Source organism: Sagittula sp. SSi028 (genome assembly GCF_048553715.1).
Lineage (GTDB): Bacteria > Pseudomonadota > Alphaproteobacteria > Rhodobacterales > Rhodobacteraceae > Sagittula.
In genome coordinates this window covers 238,684-254,544 of record NZ_JBLZNC010000006.1, presented here as the reverse complement: position 1 = coordinate 254,544, position 15,861 = coordinate 238,684, and the positions used below count along the sequence as shown (strand labels likewise).

15 protein-coding genes are annotated in these 15,861 nt (G+C 63.0%); 8 read left to right on the top strand and 7 right to left on the bottom strand.

Annotated elements, in window-relative coordinates:
* Positions 1 to 67: 67 nt before the first annotated feature.
* Together ACN5AZ_RS13580 and pyk are read right to left on the bottom strand one after the other, a co-directional pair.
* On the bottom strand, positions 68 to 289 hold the full coding sequence (locus ACN5AZ_RS13580) for a hypothetical protein (protein ID WP_419429421.1): 222 nt from the start codon (positions 287 to 289) through the stop codon (positions 68 to 70).
* Between the two features lie 137 nt (positions 290 to 426).
* Positions 427 to 1,872: a pyruvate kinase gene (gene pyk, locus ACN5AZ_RS13575; RefSeq protein WP_419429420.1), complete on the bottom strand. Its 1,446-nt coding sequence runs from the start codon at positions 1,870 to 1,872 to the stop codon at positions 427 to 429.
* A 277-nt stretch (positions 1,873 to 2,149) separates the two neighbouring features.
* On the opposite strand from pyk, the gene ACN5AZ_RS13570 reads away from it, so the two are divergent.
* Positions 2,150 to 2,464, top strand: a complete 315-nt coding sequence (locus ACN5AZ_RS13570) for a DUF1244 domain-containing protein (protein ID WP_419429419.1) — start codon at positions 2,150 to 2,152, stop codon at positions 2,462 to 2,464.
* 21 nt (positions 2,465 to 2,485) lie between these two features.
* Here the strand turns inward: ACN5AZ_RS13570 and holA are convergent, their stop codons facing one another.
* The 4 genes from holA to ACN5AZ_RS13550 all read right to left on the bottom strand — a co-directional run bounded on the left by holA (position 2,486) and on the right by ACN5AZ_RS13550 (position 7,477).
* Positions 2,486 to 3,514 carry a DNA polymerase III subunit delta gene (gene holA / locus ACN5AZ_RS13565; RefSeq protein ID WP_419429418.1) on the bottom strand — a complete coding sequence of 343 codons (1,029 nt, stop codon included), beginning with the start codon at positions 3,512 to 3,514 and terminating at the stop codon, positions 2,486 to 2,488.
* The gene (gene lptE, locus ACN5AZ_RS13560; RefSeq protein ID WP_419429417.1) at positions 3,511 to 4,011 is read right to left on the bottom strand and encodes an LPS assembly lipoprotein LptE; all 501 of its coding nucleotides are present in this window, start codon (positions 4,009 to 4,011) and stop codon (positions 3,511 to 3,513) included. Before lptE ends, holA begins: the two co-directional genes overlap by 4 nt.
* Positions 4,012 to 4,039: 28 nt before the next feature.
* Complete coding sequence (gene leuS / locus ACN5AZ_RS13555) at positions 4,040 to 6,613, bottom strand: leucine--tRNA ligase (protein WP_419429416.1); 2,574 nt, start codon at positions 6,611 to 6,613, stop codon at positions 4,040 to 4,042.
* 84 nt (positions 6,614 to 6,697) lie between these two features.
* A complete protein-coding gene (locus tag ACN5AZ_RS13550) occupies positions 6,698 to 7,477 on the bottom strand; it encodes a hypothetical protein (RefSeq protein ID WP_419429415.1) in 780 nt (259 codons plus the stop codon).
* Positions 7,478 to 7,614: 137 nt separating this feature from the next.
* Between ACN5AZ_RS13550 and ACN5AZ_RS13545 the strand changes: the two genes are divergently transcribed.
* A complete protein-coding gene (locus tag ACN5AZ_RS13545) occupies positions 7,615 to 8,874 on the top strand; it encodes a glycosyltransferase (protein ID WP_419429414.1) in 1,260 nt (419 codons plus the stop codon).
* 54 nt (positions 8,875 to 8,928) lie between these two features.
* On the opposite strand, the gene ACN5AZ_RS13540 is transcribed toward ACN5AZ_RS13545, so the two are convergent.
* Entirely contained in the window at positions 8,929 to 9,456 is a 528-nt protein-coding gene (locus ACN5AZ_RS13540) for a DUF3576 domain-containing protein (RefSeq protein WP_419429413.1), read from the bottom strand.
* Between the two features lie 268 nt (positions 9,457 to 9,724).
* Between ACN5AZ_RS13540 and ACN5AZ_RS13535 the strand changes: the two genes are divergently transcribed.
* From ACN5AZ_RS13535 to ACN5AZ_RS13510, 6 genes are all read left to right on the top strand, one after another.
* Positions 9,725 to 10,663: a porin gene (locus ACN5AZ_RS13535; protein ID WP_419429412.1), complete on the top strand. Its 939-nt coding sequence runs from the start codon at positions 9,725 to 9,727 to the stop codon at positions 10,661 to 10,663.
* A 93-nt stretch (positions 10,664 to 10,756) separates the two neighbouring features.
* Positions 10,757 to 12,217, top strand: coding sequence for a tetratricopeptide repeat-containing sulfotransferase family protein (locus tag ACN5AZ_RS13530; RefSeq protein WP_419429411.1), 1,461 nt, complete (start codon positions 10,757 to 10,759; stop codon positions 12,215 to 12,217).
* Positions 12,208 to 12,861, top strand: coding sequence for a YggS family pyridoxal phosphate-dependent enzyme (locus ACN5AZ_RS13525; RefSeq protein ID WP_419429410.1), 654 nt, complete (start codon positions 12,208 to 12,210; stop codon positions 12,859 to 12,861). The genes ACN5AZ_RS13530 and ACN5AZ_RS13525 overlap by 10 nt, the downstream gene beginning before the upstream one ends.
* 51 nt (positions 12,862 to 12,912) lie before the next feature.
* The gene (locus tag ACN5AZ_RS13520; protein ID WP_419429409.1) at positions 12,913 to 14,370 is read left to right on the top strand and encodes a PLP-dependent aminotransferase family protein; all 1,458 of its coding nucleotides are present in this window, start codon (positions 12,913 to 12,915) and stop codon (positions 14,368 to 14,370) included.
* Between the two features lie 76 nt (positions 14,371 to 14,446).
* Complete coding sequence (locus tag ACN5AZ_RS13515) at positions 14,447 to 15,379, top strand: bifunctional riboflavin kinase/FAD synthetase (protein WP_419429408.1); 933 nt, start codon at positions 14,447 to 14,449, stop codon at positions 15,377 to 15,379.
* Positions 15,376 to 15,846, top strand: coding sequence for a YcgN family cysteine cluster protein (locus ACN5AZ_RS13510; protein ID WP_419429407.1), 471 nt, complete (start codon positions 15,376 to 15,378; stop codon positions 15,844 to 15,846). The genes ACN5AZ_RS13515 and ACN5AZ_RS13510 overlap by 4 nt, the downstream gene beginning before the upstream one ends.
* Positions 15,847 to 15,861 lie beyond the last annotated feature (15 nt).

Below are 15,861 nucleotides of genomic sequence, written 5' to 3'. Positions count from 1 at the left end.
GGCCGGACGCGCGGTTAGAGCGCGCCGTATACGCAGGGGATCGGGTTTTGACAAGGGGATTCGCGGCTTAGTTCCAGATCCGGCCCAGAACGCGGAAGAAAACCTCTGGCATCTGGTCTGCCGTGTAGCCGCCGGTCTCTTGCCACGCCCAGATGCCAAGGCCAAGTCCGCCAATCAAAAGCAGCAGACCAACAAAGGGGAAGCGCTCGTTCGCCCATGCCGCCAGAAGCGACGGCACGGACAGGATAAGAAGAAAGGCCCCGGATATCAGGGCGGTATCAGGATCCATCTTCGAGCTCCGGCAAATGACAACACGCGTTACAGCGGATACAGTCCCCCTGATCCCCGGCGGCAGCAACCCCCAAGACAGCAAAAGACCCCGCGCCACGCCGGACACGGAGTCTTTCATCGCTAAGCGACAGTTAATTATTCTGGGTCGGTGCGGAAGATCAGGCGCTCGTCACAGGGCGCAACCCGCAGAATGTTCGTGGTGCCCGCCTGGTTGAACGGCACACCAGCGGTGACGACGATCTGGTCGTTCTCGGTTGCGAAACCCAGCGCACGCGCCGCGCGGGCAGAGTTCACAACCGCCTGTTTGAACCGCTCCAGCTCGCCTGCGATGACACAGTGCACGCCCCAATGCAGCGCCAGACGGCGCGCGGTGCCGCGCTGCGGTGTCATGGCGATGATCGGCACGCGCGGGCGTTCGCGGGCGGTCAGCGCCGCTGTGGTGCCTGATGCGGTGAAGCAACAGATTGCCTTGATCTCGGTGGTTTCCGCGATCTCGCGCGCAGCGGCCACGATGCCATCGGCGATGGTGTGGCGTGCGGCGGTGCGCGAGGCCTCGATCACATCGCGGTAGGTCGGATCGCTTTCAACCGACACGGCGACGTTGTGCATGGTGGAGACGGCTTCGATCGGGTACTGGCCCGCCGCAGATTCCGCCGACAGCATGACCGCATCCGCGCCCTCGTAGATCGCACCGGATACGTCGGACACCTCGGCGCGGGTGGGCATCGGGCTTTCGATCATGGATTCCAGCATCTGCGTGGCCACAATCACCGGCTTGGCGGCGGCACGGCATTTGCGCACCAGCTGCTTCTGGATCGGCGGCACGGAATGCACCGGCAGCTCCACGCCCAGATCGCCGCGCGCCACCATGATCCCGTCAGAGGCCTTCAGGATGGCGTCGAAGTTTTCGACAGCCGACGGCTTTTCGATCTTGGCCAGAACAGCGGCACGGCCACCGACCAGTTTGCGCGCCTCTTCCATGTCCTCGGGGCGCTGCACAAAAGACAGCGCCAGCCAGTCGATGCCCAGCGCACAGGAGAATTCCAGATCCGCGCGGTCCTTGTCGGACAGGGCCGCCAGCGGCAGAATAACGTCGGGAACGTTCACGCCCTTGCGGTTGGAAATGGTCCCGCCCGCCTCGACGGTGCACTGCGCGTGCTCCTTGCTGCAGTCGGTGACGCGCAGGCGGATCTTGCCGTCGTTGACCAGCAGGGTCGCGCCCGGTTCAAGCGCTGCGAAAATCTCGGGGTGCGGCAGCTGCACGCGGTTCACGTCACCCGGCGTTTCATCCAGATCCAGACGGAAGCCTGCGCCCCACTCCAGTTCCTCGGAGCCGTTGGCGAATTCGCCGACGCGCAGTTTCGGCCCCTGAAGGTCGGCCAGAATGGCGATCGGGCTGTCGAGATCCTTTTCCACCTGACGGATGATCTTGTGACGCTCGGCGATTTCCTCGTGGGTGCCGTGCGACATGTTCAGGCGGAACACATCGGCACCGGTTTCGTGCAATGCACGAATCATTTCGTAAGTTGAGGACGCAGGCCCCAAGGTGGCCACGATCTTTACGTTACGGTCGCGTTTCATCAGTCCCTGCCCTTCTTTCGTACAACGGCTCAGCGGCCCGAAGGCCTGCATATCCTTTTGCGGCCTCCTCCCACGGGTTACCGCTAACACGCGGGCTTATCGCCTATTTGTACAAGGCACGCAACGTAAGCCTGCGTCTGATCCGCCATTTTCATCATGCGGTGTTTGTCCTAGGTGTAGCGCGGCACGGATAACGACACCATGACACCCCCGTCATATAATGATCCGTTAGAATGCGGCTGCCCGTAAAAGCCGCACCAGCACAAAAGGACACCAGATGGACGACCAGACCCGGATCGAGCTTGAAGCCGCAGCCTTTCGCCGCCTGCAACAGCACCTGATGCTGGACCGGACCGATGTGCAGAACATCGACCTGATGAACCTTGCAGGGTTTTGCCGCAACTGCCTGAGCCGCTGGTATCAGGAGGCCGCCAACGCGCGCGGCATCGACATGACCAAAGAAGAAGGCCGCGAGGCGTTCTACGGCATGCCCTACGACACATGGCGGGACCTCAACCAGACAGAGGCCAGCCCAGAGAAGCAGGCCGCCTTTGAAAAAGCGTTCAAAGAGAACGTCACCGATCGCGGGTGATATCAGAACGGGCGGTGTGCTCTAGCGCCGCCCCGCCATATAGGCCAGCCGCACAAAGGCGCGCTCCACAAGGGCCATGGCCGGAGCCTTTTGACCCGCAGAGCGCAGAGTCAGGTCCGTGTCCATCAACAGCGTCATCGCATCTTCCAGCCGCGCCGTGCTCCAGCTTTGGGCCTGACGCAGCACGCGGTCGCGGCGCGGGCCAAAGATCGGCGGACGCATACGACCGATGGCCGCCGCAGGGCCGCCCTGGGCCGAGGACAGCGCATACAGCGTGCGGAAATGGCGCGCGCCCATGATCATCAGGGTCACAGGCGCCACCCCCTGCCCCGTCAAACGCTGCATCAGCGGCGCGATTTCGGCAGTGCGCCCTTCGGCCACGACGTTAAACACATCGTCCATCGCCGCCTCGACTGAGGCAGGCGCATTCAGCTCCACCTCTTCGACGGACAGGGGCGCGGTGTCGTTGAGCTTGTAGAGCGCGACCTTTTCCAACGTCTGGCGGAAATCCCCTGGTGTCAGCTCGCGACCCAGCACTTCGAGCGCGCCCATAGCATCGCGCCCCACCTCCGCGATCCCCGCGCGCTTGAGCTCATCCTCGATCTCGGACCGGGTCATCGCGTTGCTGTAGAGCGCGGCGCACAAAGCACTGCGGTGGGTCTCGAACAGCTTGCGCAAAGAGGATTTTGTCGCCAGCGCAACGGCGGTTGCGATGATCGTGGCATCGCCCTCGCGCCAATCCCCCAAAGCGGTCTTGATCGCCTCTGTGGTGCCATCGGCGGCCTCTTCGACCAGAACAGCGCGCGCTCCGGGAAAGAACCCCTGCGCCTTCACAGCATCCAACAGGGCGGCTTTGTCCTTGCGCAGCTCGGCCCCGTTGAGGCGGGTAAAGCGCATCTCGGCCTCGCCCTCCGGCCCGATCAAGGCGGCCACCACCTGCGCACGCTTCATCGCGACGCGCATCGTGTCCTCGCCGTAGATCAGAACACCGGGCACCTTCGGGTCAGGATTGCGAAAGAACCCTTCGGCATCGCGGGGCGACAGCTTCATGAACCGGACCCGGTCACATCCAGATCAGAGCTATGCAGCAGCAGGTCGTCGACCACCTGATCGGCAAGAATGCTCATCAGCCGTTCGCGGGCATCGCGACTGGCCGCCGTGGTGGCAACCGTCGTGCCGGTCGTGGAATAACCGGTGAAGGCGGTGGTCCGCCCTTCATGCAAAACCCGGCCCGTCGCCGTCTCTCGCAGTGTGTACACTGCCCGCCCGATCAGCCGCGTCCGCGTTGAACTGCCATCCGAGTTAATGCCCACGCTGCTGGAGGTCATCTGCAACTGTGTCGCCAGACCAAACAGCGCATCCGCATCGGCGCGGCCAAGCCGGTCCTCGAAACGCAGGTTGAATTCATACTGGGCGTCACCGCGCGCCTCGGGCAGATCGACATTGCCCAGCAAAACCCCACCAGCACCCTGCGGCCCGTACACCGGCGTAAAGCCACAGGCGGCGAGCGACGCCGCCGCAACAACCAGCAACGCACGGCGGGTCATCCCCGCCGCGCCAGTCTTTGTTTTTGGTTTAGATGACCACATTCACGATCCGCCCCGGCACCACGATCAGCTTTTTCGGCTGGCCCCCGTCGAGGGCCTTCACCACAGCTTCGTGCGCCAGCACCAGCTTTTCAACCTCTTCCTTGGGCATGTCCTTGGGTACGTCCAATTCGCCACGGCGTTTGCCATTCACCTGAATGGGCAGCGTCACGGAATCCTCGACCAGCATCGCATTGTCAGCCACCGGCCACGCCGCGTTGGCGATCAGCCCTTCACCACCCAGCATCTGCCAGATTTCTTCGGACAGGTGCGGGGTCATCGGTGACATCAACTGCGCCAGCGTCCGCGCGGCAAAGCGTTTGGCTTCGGTTCCCGCGCGCGATTTCGACAGCGCGGAGGTAAAGCCATACAGTTTCGCAATCGCCGCGTTGAAGCCAAAGGTTTCGACCCCTGCGGTCACGTCCTGAATGGCCTTGTGCGTTTCCTTCAAAAGCGCTGCGTCTTCTTTGGTCTCCGGCACGTCAGAGGCGGCGATATCCGCTGCAATCCGGTAGACGCGCCCCAGATGCTTGGCCGCAGCCTCGGCGCCGGAGGCGGTCCATTCCACGTCACGCTCTGGCGGGCTGTCGGACAGCACGAACCAGCGCGCGGTGTCGGCGCCATAGGTCGCGATGATCTGCATCGGGTCGACCACGTTGTTCTTGGACTTCGACATTTTGGCGGAGGGGATGATCTCCACCTCGGTGCCATCTGTCAGAAAGCCCTTGCCGTCGCGCAGTTCGACATCCTCGGGGTAGTGGTAGACCGGGCGGCCTTCGGCGTTGCGGGTCTGGTAGATCGCGTGGGTCACCATGCCTTGGGTGAACAAGGCATTAAAAGGCTCGGCGGCCTTTTCCGGCAGGTGGCCGGTCTTGATCATCGCCCGCGCGAAGAAGCGCGAATACAGCAGGTGCAAGATCGCGTGCTCGATGCCGCCGATATACTGGTCGACATTCATCCAATATTCGGCCTCGGCCTTGTCGGTGGGTGTCTCCGCACGCGGTGCGGTGAACCGCGCGAAATACCACGACGAATCGACAAAGGTGTCCATCGTGTCGGTTTCACGCTTGGCAGGCGCACCACAAGACGGGCAAGCACAGTCACGCCACGTGGGGTGCCGGTCCAGCGGGTTGCCCGGAATGTCGAAGGACACATCATCAGGCAGCGCGATGGGCAGGTTTTCCTTTTTCTCGGGCACCACACCACAGGCGTCACAATGCACCACGGGGATCGGACAGCCCCAGTAGCGCTGCCGCGACAGACCCCAATCGCGCAGGCGGTATTTGGTCACCCCCTGCCCCACGCCATTGGCTTCGCAGAAATCGATGGCCGCATCGACAGCGGCATCGCCGGTCTGCGCCTCTTCCCCCGCAAAGCCACGGATGTAGCGCACGGTTTCCTGCTTCACCGGCACATAGGCGGGACCGCCGTCTTCGGGCTGGATGAATGTGCCGTCCTCGCCCATCGCGGGGCCAAAGACCGTGCGCACCGGCAAATCATACTTGCGCGCGAAATCAAGGTCGCGCTGGTCATGTGCGGGACAGCCAAAGATCGCGCCCGTGCCGTAGTCCATCAAGATGAAATTCGCCACATAGACCGGCAATTCCCACGCCGTATCAAAGGGATGGCGCACGCGGATGCCGGTGTCAAAGCCCAGCTTCTCGGCCTTTTCCAATGCCTCTGCGGTGGTGCCGCCCTTGCGCATCTCGGCCACGGCAGCGGCCAGTTCGGGGTTGTCCTTTTCCAGCGCGCGCGTCAGCGGATGATCCGGCGACAGCCCGACAAAGGACGCGCCCATCAGCGTATCGGGACGGGTGGTGTATACGTCGATGCGGTCATGCCCTTCGGGGGCATCCACGGTCGAAAACGCAAACTGCAACCCGCGCGAGCGGCCGATCCAGTTGGCCTGCATGGTCTTCACCTTCGCCGGCCAGTCGTCGAGACCGTCCAGCGCGTCCAGCAGCTCTCCCGACATGTCGGAGATTTTAAAGAACCACTGGGTCAGCTCCTTGCGCTCGACCTCGGCACCAGACCGCCAGCCCTTGCCGTCAATCACCTGCTCGTTGGCAAGAACAGTCATGTCGACAGGGTCCCAGTTCACGACCGCGTTCTTGCGGTAAACCAGTCCCTCGGACAGCATGTCGATGAACAGCGCCTGCTGCTGACCATAGTATTCGGGATCACAGGTGGCGAACATGCGCGACCAGTCCAGACCAAAGCCCAAAGGCTTCATCTGGCCGACCATCGTTTCGATGTTGCCGTAGGTCCAGTCCTTGGGGTGGCCGCCCGATGCCATTGCGGCGTTTTCCGCAGGCATGCCAAAGGCGTCAAAGCCCATCGGATGCAGCACGTTATGGCCGGTCGACAGTTTGTAACGCGCGATCACATCGCCCATGGTGTAGTTGCGCACGTGGCCGATATGGATGCGCCCCGACGGATAGGGGAACATCTCGAGCACGTAATATTTCGGCTTGTCGCCATCCCGGCGGGCCACAAATGTGCCCGCCTCTTCCCAGGCTTGCTGCCATTTCGGTTCGATGCTGGCGGGGTCGTAACGCGACATGCGGGCCTCCGGTCGGTAAACGTGCGGGTGTTGTTGGGCGTGATACGGCCTGCGTGCGCAATCGTCCAGAGGCGCTTGGCCCGCTTAGCCCTGCGACATGCGCCGCAGCTTGCGCAGAACGGATTTCTTGGTTTCGCGCACAAAGCCGTCCGGCAGGCCGGATCGATTGAGCGCAAGGAACACATCGGCGATGCCCTCGGCCTGCGGGCGCGCGTTGGCGCGGGCGTCAGGCAGATGCGGCAAGAGCGCGTCCAACCCCGCCAAACGCAGCAGCGGCGCGGCCGGTTGGTCTGCGCAATCCTCCAAGGCCTGATAATGGACCTGACAGACGGGCAGCGCCGCGCGCACCTCATCCACAATCGCGGTTAAGTCTGCGGCCGTCTGAAAGGTCTCGGCGAATGTTGCGGCATCCAGCGTCATCCGCGTGCTGCGCAGGTTCTGCCACCACAGGCTTGCCAGCCACGGCGCTGCATCACGGGTCGAGAAATAGTAGGCCACCTCGACCTCTGCCCCGAAGGCTGCCACACAGGCGCGGTGCAAACACACCATCAGATCCGCCGTGCGGGCATAGCGGGTCAGGCCGCGCCGCCCCGGCAACAGCCCGCCCAGATCCTCGGCAGAGATCACCAGCAAAGCCCTGCCCGTGCCAAGGTCGAACAACCGCTCTGACGCCAGCGTCTCGAACGCCCCGAGATCACTGTCAGGCTCGACCGATAAAGCGCGCGCCATCTCGCACAGGCGGGGGATGTCCGGCTGCAAAACGATCCCCACATCGGCAGGCAGCATCGGTCGCACGGCAGACAGCGCCGCCTGAACACTGGACGTGCCGGTTTTATGGAAACCGCAGTGAAACAGAACCCGCATCTGTGCCTCGTATATTCTGACGCGCCGAGCGTAGCCTGCTGCGCCTTTGGCGCAACCCCTGTCGGGCTTTGCCGCGCCGCCTCTTGGACATGTGGCTTGTGCATGCCACTACTGCGCAAACAGTACCGAGAACCGTCATGAAAATCCTGCTGATCCACCAGAACTTTCCGGGCCAGTACAAACACCTCGCCCCCGCGCTGGTGAAGCAGGGCCATCAGGTCATCGCGCTGACCTGCAAGGTCAAAGAGCCGCAAGTCTGGCAAGGGGTGCAGATCGTCCCCTACCAGATCCACGGGCAAAGCACCCCCAACATGCACCCGTGGCTGGCGGACTTTGAGACAAAACTGCTGCGCGCCACCTCCTGCTATCGCGGAGCCAAGGGGCTGAAGGCGCAGGGCTTTGAACCCGATGTGATCTGCGCCCACCACGGCTGGGGCGAATCCATGTTTCTCAAGGACATCTGGCCCAATGCCCGACTGGGGCTGTACTGTGAACTCTACCACCTGACGGACTACCCGTTCATCGGCTTTGACCCGGAATTTCCGTCAAAATCCCCCGAAGCGGACATCCTGCGCATCCGCATGAAGAACCTCAACAACCGCCTGCATGAGGAGATTATGGATGCGGGCATATCGCCAACCCGCTTTCAGGCGGACACCTTCCCCGACCATTGGCAGGACCGCATCACCGTGGCCCACGACGGCATCGACACCGATCTGGTGCGCCCTTCTGACAATGCCGCGCTAAGCGTTTCGGATGATCTGACCCTGACGCGAGATGACGAGGTTATCACCTTTATCAATCGCAACCTCGAACCCTATCGCGGCTACCATGTCTTTATGCGCGCCCTGCCGGACATTCTAAAACAGCGGCCCAATGCGCATGTGGTGATTTTGGGCGGGGACGAGACGTCTTATGGTGCCAAACCCCCGAAAGGGCAGACCTGGAAACAGATCTATATCGACGAGGTGCGTGGCCGCATCCCCACCCCGCATTGGAACCGGGTGCATTTTCTGGGCCGCGTGCCCTACGACCGCTTTCTGGCGATGATGCAAATCAGCACGGTGCATGTCTATCTGACATATCCGTTCGTTCTGTCGTGGTCCTTGCTGGAATCCATGTCAGCAGGCTGTGCCATTCTGGCCAGCGACACAGCCCCCGTGCGCGAAGTCATGACCGAGGACGAAAACGGCGTGATGGTGGATTTCTTTGACCGCGATGCTTTGGTCGCCAAACTGGATGCGCTGCTGGACGATGCGCCCCGACGCGCGCGACTGGGACAGACGGCGCGACGCTATGTGCAGGAAAACTATGACCTGTCGCGCATCTGCCTGCCCCAGCATCTGGACTGGGTCGCGCGTCTTGCACAGACGCAACCGCGCCCGGTCCGCGACTAGCGCATAAAAAACCCGGCCATGGGGCCGGGTTTGGGTCGCGCTATGGCCGAGGCCTTACAGCTTGGCGTCACGGGCGCGCAGCTGGCGCGCGCGGGTCAGGATCGCATCCTCGATCGCGCGCACGGTCGATGCAGAGGCCGGACCGCTGCGTGTCATCAGCGCAAGGTTCAAGGACCGCGCATCCAGCGCCGGATCATTCACCAGAATGGTGGCGCGATAGGCCTGACCGCCACCCGGAGGCGTACCAAAGCCCGTGGTAATCACGCCGGTGAAGGGGTCGACTGTTTCCACAGGCAGGAAATTCAGAACCTCCAGCGACGCGGTCCAGATGTATTTGTTCACCGCACCGATCTGCCCCTGATCGCCACGTGGCTTGAACAGATCCGCAAGGGTAGAGCGTGACCGCCCACGGGCCGTACCTTCACGCTCTGCCGTCTCGGCAAGGATTTCGTCCGATGTCGGGGTCTCAACCGGGGCGCGGGTGCCGCGATTGCCGGTCAAACCACAAGAGGCCGTGGCCAGCAGCATCACCGCCATGCCTGTGCCCAGCAAAATACGCGCGGACGCGGGACGCTGTGTCATGTTATCTACTCCCACCGAGAATGCCTGTTGCCATTTCATTAATGCGACAGCCCGTCACCGGCAACCCATCAGTCGTCGGCAGGTTTCTGCCCAATTCTATGTAATAAAACCGGACCGACGCAAACCTTGTGGCAATTGCGCATCACAAATTCGCTTTGGACCGCTGCGGTTTTGGTCCGGCTTGCAAACAAAGGGTCGGGGGGCGCATAGAAACGTCATCACAGCCGGCAACGGCTTGGTACGTGCCTTTGAACACATGAGGGAAACAATGAAAAACATCCTGTTCGCGACCACCGCACTGGTCGGTTTTGCAGGCGCAGCCGCAGCAGAAGTGACTGTCTCCGGCTCCGCAGAAGTTGGTATCGTCGGCGGTGAGCGTTATGCAACTGCTTCCGATGACAGCGGCGTAACCCAGTTCTTCACCGACGTCGAAGTCGTCTTCACCATGACCGGCGAAGCAGACAACGGCCTGACCTTCGGTGCGAAAATCGACCTCGACGAGGGCGACAACACACTGAACGGCCAAGACGATGACGGCGCAACCTGGTTCCTGGCCTACGGCAACGCACGTCTGGACATGGGCGACACCGACGGCGCATTCGACTGGGCCCTGCAGGAAACTGCTCTGGTCGGCGGCACCATCGACGACACCGAAACCGATCACGCCGGCTACAACGGCAACTCCGGCTTCGACGGCACCTTCGACGGTCAAGTTGCTCGCGCAACCTACTCCTTCGCTGACTTCGCAGCTGCGATCTCCGCTGAAATGGACGACGATGGCGACGACGACGCTGTTTACGGCGTTGGTGTGAAGTACACCGCAGACTTCGCTGGCACCGCAGTTGGCCTGGGCCTGGGTTACCAGACCCGTGACGACGAGAACGATGGCGTTGCTCAGTACGACGAGATCCTCGGCGTGTCCGCAGACGCAACTCTGGCCAACGGCCTGAAAGTTGCTGTGAACTACTCCGAAGCATGGGGCGCAGGTCTGGAAGAGCAGACTTACACCGGCATCGGTCTGGGTTACGAAATGAACGCTCTGGGTCTGGCCGCCAACTACGGCGTCTATGACGTGGACGGCGAAGAGACCGACGGTTACGCACTGGTTGCGACCTACGACCTCGGCGGCGGTCTGGCAGTTCAGGCTGGTTACGCTGACGGCGAAGAGCGTGACAACTTCTCGCTGGGTCTGGCAATGTCCTTCTAAGGACACCAGCCATTCGGCTTAGGGAAGAGCGGGCGCTTGCGTCCGCTCTTTTCTTTTGGTTCAAGCACGGGGCATGACACAGTCAGGACCGGCATGACCCCCTCTCAGATCAAGGCGCAGTTCGATCAGGCCCAGTCCATGATCCGCACCGGCCAGCCCGATAAGGCCGCCGCCCTGTTGCGCAGTCTGCTGCTGCCCACCGGCCATGCGCCCGAGGTGAATTTCCAACTCGCCCGCGCGCTCGACCGTCTTGGCGACAGTCCCGCCGCGGCCAAGGCCATTGACGCCGCCCTGACCAAACGCCCCGACAGCCCTGCCCTTATCGATCTGGCCCTCCAGATCTTTGACCTGTTGGGGGACACCGACCGCGTGCTGGCCCTGCATGATGCGCGCATCGCGCTGGCCCCCAAGGACATCAAGCCCCGCGCGGACAAGGCGCTGGCCCTGCAACGCCACGGGCGCTTTGACGAGGCGGAAACGCTGCTGCGCAAACTGCTGAAAAAGCACCCGCAGGAAAGCGAGCTGTATCGCATGCTCTTTGCGGTGACCAAGGCGTTCAAGGGGGAGCCGCTGCTGGCGCAGGCGCGCAAGCTGTGGTCGGACAAGCGTCTGAACGATCATGGCCGTATGAACCTTGGCTTCGCGCTGGCCAAGGCGGCCGAGGACACAGGCGCCAACGATCAGGTGTTCCGCTATCTGGACGCGGCGAATGCAGCACAGGCCCGTCTGGCCCCCGCCGACATGGATGCCCGCGCGGCGGAATGGCAGGCCTATCAGCGCGCCCAGGACGGGGCGGATCTCTCGCCGCCAACGGACACGGCAGAGCTGTCGCCCGTGTTTGTCACCGGAATGCCCCGCTCCGGCACAACGCTGGTGGAGCAGATCATCGCGGCGCATCCGCAGGCCACAGCCGGTGGCGAGATGGGACACGCCTTGCGCGAATCCCGCAGGCTTTTCGGGACGGCCGATCAGATGCCGCATCTTGATGCCATCCTTGCCGACCAACGCACAGCCTTTGCCGACAGCTACGCCCGTTTGGTGCGCCGCGAAACGCAGGCCACACAAGGGGTGGTCACCGATAAATCCATTCGCAGCCAGCTGATCTTTGGCCTGATTGCCGCCTGTCTGCCACAGGCGCGGCTGATCGTGGTGCACCGCGATCCGCGCGACATCGCCCTGTCGATCTACCGCAATGCCTTTCGGCTCGGCACGCACCGCTACGCCAATGACCTTGGCCACATCGCCACGGAGATCAAAGCCTTTCGCGCGCAGGTCGCGTGGTGGCAGGAGCAGATGCCCGGACGCATTCACACCATCCATTACGAGGATCTGGTCAGCGATCCCGACCCTCAGGCGCGCGCGTTGATCGACGCCGCAGGCCTGCTGTGGGATGATCGCTGCCTTGCCTTTCACACGCAAAACACCAGCGTCAAAACGCTTAGTCTGGCGCAGGTGCGCCAACCGATCCACACCGGACGCCGGGCCGCATGGCGCAGATATGCGGATGAACTGGCCCCGTTCATCACCGCTTGGGGAGACACGCCATGGGACTGACAGATATTGAAACGCGCATCGCAAAGGCCTGTTCCGACGCCGGGCGCGACCGTGCCGATGTGCAACTGATCGCTGTCAGCAAGGTGCAGCCCGCCGACCGTGTCGAGGCCGTACTGGCCGAGGGCCACCGCGTCTATGGCGAGAACCGCGTCCAAGAGGCTCAGGACCGCTGGCCCCCGTTCAAAGACCAATTCGACGGGATCGAACTGCATCTGATCGGCCCGCTGCAAAGCAACAAGGCGCGCGCCGCTATGGGGTTCTTTGACGCGATCCATTCGGTTGACCGCCCCAAGCTGGCGCAGGCCATCGCGCGGCTGGCACAGGAAACCGGCGCCTGCCCCGACCTGTTCGTGCAGGTCAACACCGGCGCCGAGGAGCAAAAAGCAGGCGTTCTGCCCGCCGAGACCGATGGTTTTATCGCGGAATGCCGCGCGCTGGATCTGCCCGTGCGCGGGCTGATGTGTATCCCCCCGGTGGACGAAACTCCGTCGCTGCATTTCGCCCTGCTGGCCAAGATCGCCGCGCGCAATGGGCTGTCCGGCCTGTCTATGGGCATGAGCAGCGATTTCGAGCAGGCGATTGCCTTTGGCGCGACACATATCCGCGTGGGCTCTGCCATCTTCGGGGAACGCACGCCGACCTGACGCCCTGCGCGCCGGATTGCGTGCGCGGTGCTGCGACAATAAGCTGATCCCATGGCCTCCATCCCTGTCGAAGTTTTCCATCTATCGCGCGATGCGCAGGGCACGCTGCATGCGCGCATCCAGCAGATGGTGGCGCAGGGCATCCTGTCGGGGCGGTTCGCACGTGGGGAAAAGCTGCCCTCGACCCGTGCCTTGGCGCGCCATCTGGGCGTGAGCCGCATCACCGTCAGCGCCGCCTATACCGAACTGGTCGCCAATGATTACCTGTCGGCGCGGGGGCGGTCGGGGTATTATGTCTCGGACGAGGCGCCGGAACCGCCGCGCTTTGCCCCGCCGCGCCCACAGGCGGGCACCGTCGACTGGCCGCAAAAGCTGACACAGCGCTATGCTGATGGGCCGGCCTTTGACATGGGACGACCTGCGGATTGGGCGCGCTACCCCTACCCCTTTGTCTACGGTCAGGTGGATCCGACATTGTTCGATCACGCCAACTGGCGGCTGTGTGCAATGCAGGCCTTGGGGGCGCGGGATTTCAACGCCCTGACGCAGGATCAATTCGACGCCGACGATCCCGAGTTGGTCGAATTTATCGCCCGCCAGATCCTGCCGCGGCGGGGCATCCACGTCCATCCCGACGAAATCCTGATCACGCTGGGCGCACAGAATGCCCTGTGGCTGGCGACCCAACTGCTGGCGCGCGGCCAAAAGGTGGCGGTCGAAGATCCCGCCTACCCCACAACGCGCCGCCTGCTGCATCAGGTGCATGCGGAGCTTACCCCGATCCCTGTGGACGCGGATGGCCTGCCGCCTGACGCGATCCCGCAAGGCACGCGGGTCATCTACACCACCCCCAGCCATCAATGCCCCACCTCGACAACGCTGCCGATGGCACGCCGCACCGCGCTGCTGGACCGCGCCGCCGACTTGGATGCGCTGGTGATCGAGGATGACTACGAATTCGAGATGGCCTATCTCAAACCCCCGTCGCCCGCGCTCAAAAGTCTCGATGATGCGGGGCGGGTGATCTATGTGGGCAGCTTTTCCAAATCGCTCTTCCCCGGTTTGCGGCTTGGCTATCTGGTGGGGGCCGCCCCCTTTATCCGCGAGGCCCGTGCGCTGCGCGCCTCTGTCCTGCGGCACCCGCCCGGACATACGCAACGCACCGTCGCGCGGTTTCTATCCTTGGGCCATTACGACACGCTGGTCCGCCGGATCGGACGCGCGCTGGCCGACCGCCGCGCCGAGATAGAGCGCGCCGCCAACGAACACGGGCTGACCATCGCAGGCATGGCGCCGCATGGCGGCTCTGCCCTGTGGATGCGCGGGCCAGAGGGCTGCGACATGGCAGAAGTGGCGCAGACCTTGCGCGCCCAAGGCGTGTTGATCGAACCGGGCCAGCCGTTCTTTGCCGGGCCGGACGCGCCGCGCAATCACTACCGTTTGGGATACAGCTCTATTGCCCGCGACCGCATCGCCGAGGGCATTGCCCGCATCGCAGGCGCATTCTGAACAACCGCCCCTGCGCGATGAAAAAGCGCAAGAAAATCGGTTTCCCCTTTGGCGCGAATGCTCTAACTGCGAAGCTATGCGCATCGTCAGAGATTACCAATACACCCAAGCCGAGGACCGTGGCGCCAGCGCGGCCATCGGCAATTTCGACGGGGTCCACCGGGGCCATCAGGGCATCATCGCGCTGGCCCGTAAGGTGCTGCCCGATGCGCCATTGGGCGTGATGACCTTTGAGCCGCACCCGCGCGAATACTTTGCCCCCGATGCCCCATCCTTCCGCCTGATGAGCGCCGAGGCCCGCGCCGCGCGGCTGGAAAAGCTGGGCGTGGATGTGCTGTATCAGCTGAATTTCAACACCGCGATGGCGTCGCTGTCGCCGCGCGAATTTGCAGAACGTGTCATCTGCAAAGGGCTGGGCCTGCGCAATGTGGTGGTGGGGGCCGATTTCTGTTTCGGCAAAGGCCGTGCCGGCACCGTGACAGAACTGACCCGCTATGGCGCCGAGATGGGCTTTACCGTGACTGTGGCCGACCTGATGCAGACAGACGGTCTGGTGGTCTCCTCAACCGCGATCCGCCATGCGCTGACCGAGGGCCGCCCCCGCGATGCCGCGCAGCTTCTGGGCCATTGGCACCGCATCGAAGGCATGGTGATCGGCGGCGAACAACGCGGCCGCGAGTTGGGCTATCCCACCGCGAACATGTCAATCGAGGGGCTGCACCCGCCGAAATTCGGCGTCTATGCGGTGCTGGTGGACGTGCGCGACGGCCCGCATAAGGGCAGCTATCATGGCGCGGCCTCCATCGGTGTGCGCCCGATGTTCAACGGCGAGGTTCCCAATATCGAAACCTTCCTGTTCGACTTTACCGGCGATCTTTACGGCAGCACCCTGTCTGTGGGGCTGGTCGAATATCTCCGCCCGGAGCTGAAATTTGACGGGCTGCAGGCGCTGATTACACAGATGGATGCGGATTGCGCGCAGGCCCGCAGCATTTTGGCCGCGCTGTGACCGACCCCATCGCCCGCCCCGATCTGCCGCCCCGTTTCTGGGAATCCAAACGTCTGACAGAGATGTCCAAAGACGAATGGGAAGCGCTGTGTGACGGCTGTGGCAAATGCTGCATGAACAAGCTCGAGGACGAGGACACCGCCGAGGTCGCCCTGACCCGCATCGCTTGTCGGCTGTTCGACGATGCCACCTGCCGCTGCGCGCAATATCCCATCCGCCACCAGTTCGTGCCGGAATGTATCGTGCTGTCGGCGGACAACCTGCCCCAGCACCTGTACTGGATGCCGGAAACCTGCGCCTACAAGCTGCTGTGGAACAACAAACCGCTGTACCCGTGGCATCCGCTGGTCTCTGGCGATCCCGAAAGCGTTCACCGCGCGGGCGTGTCCATGCAGGGCATGACCGTCCCGGAATTCGACATCGACGATGAAGATTGGGAAGACCACATCATCGACGAGCCGCAGTGAGCCGCCACCCCCATC

Bases quoted from the DNA above. Each gene is read 5' to 3' on its own strand.
- ACN5AZ_RS13580 (WP_419429421.1), bottom strand. From the start codon at position 289: ATGGATCCTGATACCGCCCTGATATCCGGGGCCTTTCTTCTTATCCTG.
- pyk (WP_419429420.1), bottom strand. From the start codon at position 1,872: ATGAAACGCGACCGTAACGTAAAGATCGTGGCCACCTTGGGGCCTGCG.
- ACN5AZ_RS13570 (WP_419429419.1), top strand. From the start codon at position 2,150: ATGGACGACCAGACCCGGATCGAGCTTGAAGCCGCAGCCTTTCGCCGC.
- holA (WP_419429418.1), bottom strand. From the start codon at position 3,514: ATGAAGCTGTCGCCCCGCGATGCCGAAGGGTTCTTTCGCAATCCTGAC.
- lptE (WP_419429417.1), bottom strand. From the start codon at position 4,011: ATGACCCGCCGTGCGTTGCTGGTTGTTGCGGCGGCGTCGCTCGCCGCC.
- leuS (WP_419429416.1), bottom strand. From the start codon at position 6,613: ATGTCGCGTTACGACCCCGCCAGCATCGAACCGAAATGGCAGCAAGCC.
- ACN5AZ_RS13550 (WP_419429415.1), bottom strand. From the start codon at position 7,477: ATGCGGGTTCTGTTTCACTGCGGTTTCCATAAAACCGGCACGTCCAGT.
- ACN5AZ_RS13545 (WP_419429414.1), top strand. From the start codon at position 7,615: ATGAAAATCCTGCTGATCCACCAGAACTTTCCGGGCCAGTACAAACAC.
- ACN5AZ_RS13540 (WP_419429413.1), bottom strand. From the start codon at position 9,456: ATGACACAGCGTCCCGCGTCCGCGCGTATTTTGCTGGGCACAGGCATG.
- ACN5AZ_RS13535 (WP_419429412.1), top strand. From the start codon at position 9,725: ATGAAAAACATCCTGTTCGCGACCACCGCACTGGTCGGTTTTGCAGGC.
- ACN5AZ_RS13530 (WP_419429411.1), top strand. From the start codon at position 10,757: ATGACCCCCTCTCAGATCAAGGCGCAGTTCGATCAGGCCCAGTCCATG.
- ACN5AZ_RS13525 (WP_419429410.1), top strand. From the start codon at position 12,208: ATGGGACTGACAGATATTGAAACGCGCATCGCAAAGGCCTGTTCCGAC.
- ACN5AZ_RS13520 (WP_419429409.1), top strand. From the start codon at position 12,913: ATGGCCTCCATCCCTGTCGAAGTTTTCCATCTATCGCGCGATGCGCAG.
- ACN5AZ_RS13515 (WP_419429408.1), top strand. From the start codon at position 14,447: ATGCGCATCGTCAGAGATTACCAATACACCCAAGCCGAGGACCGTGGC.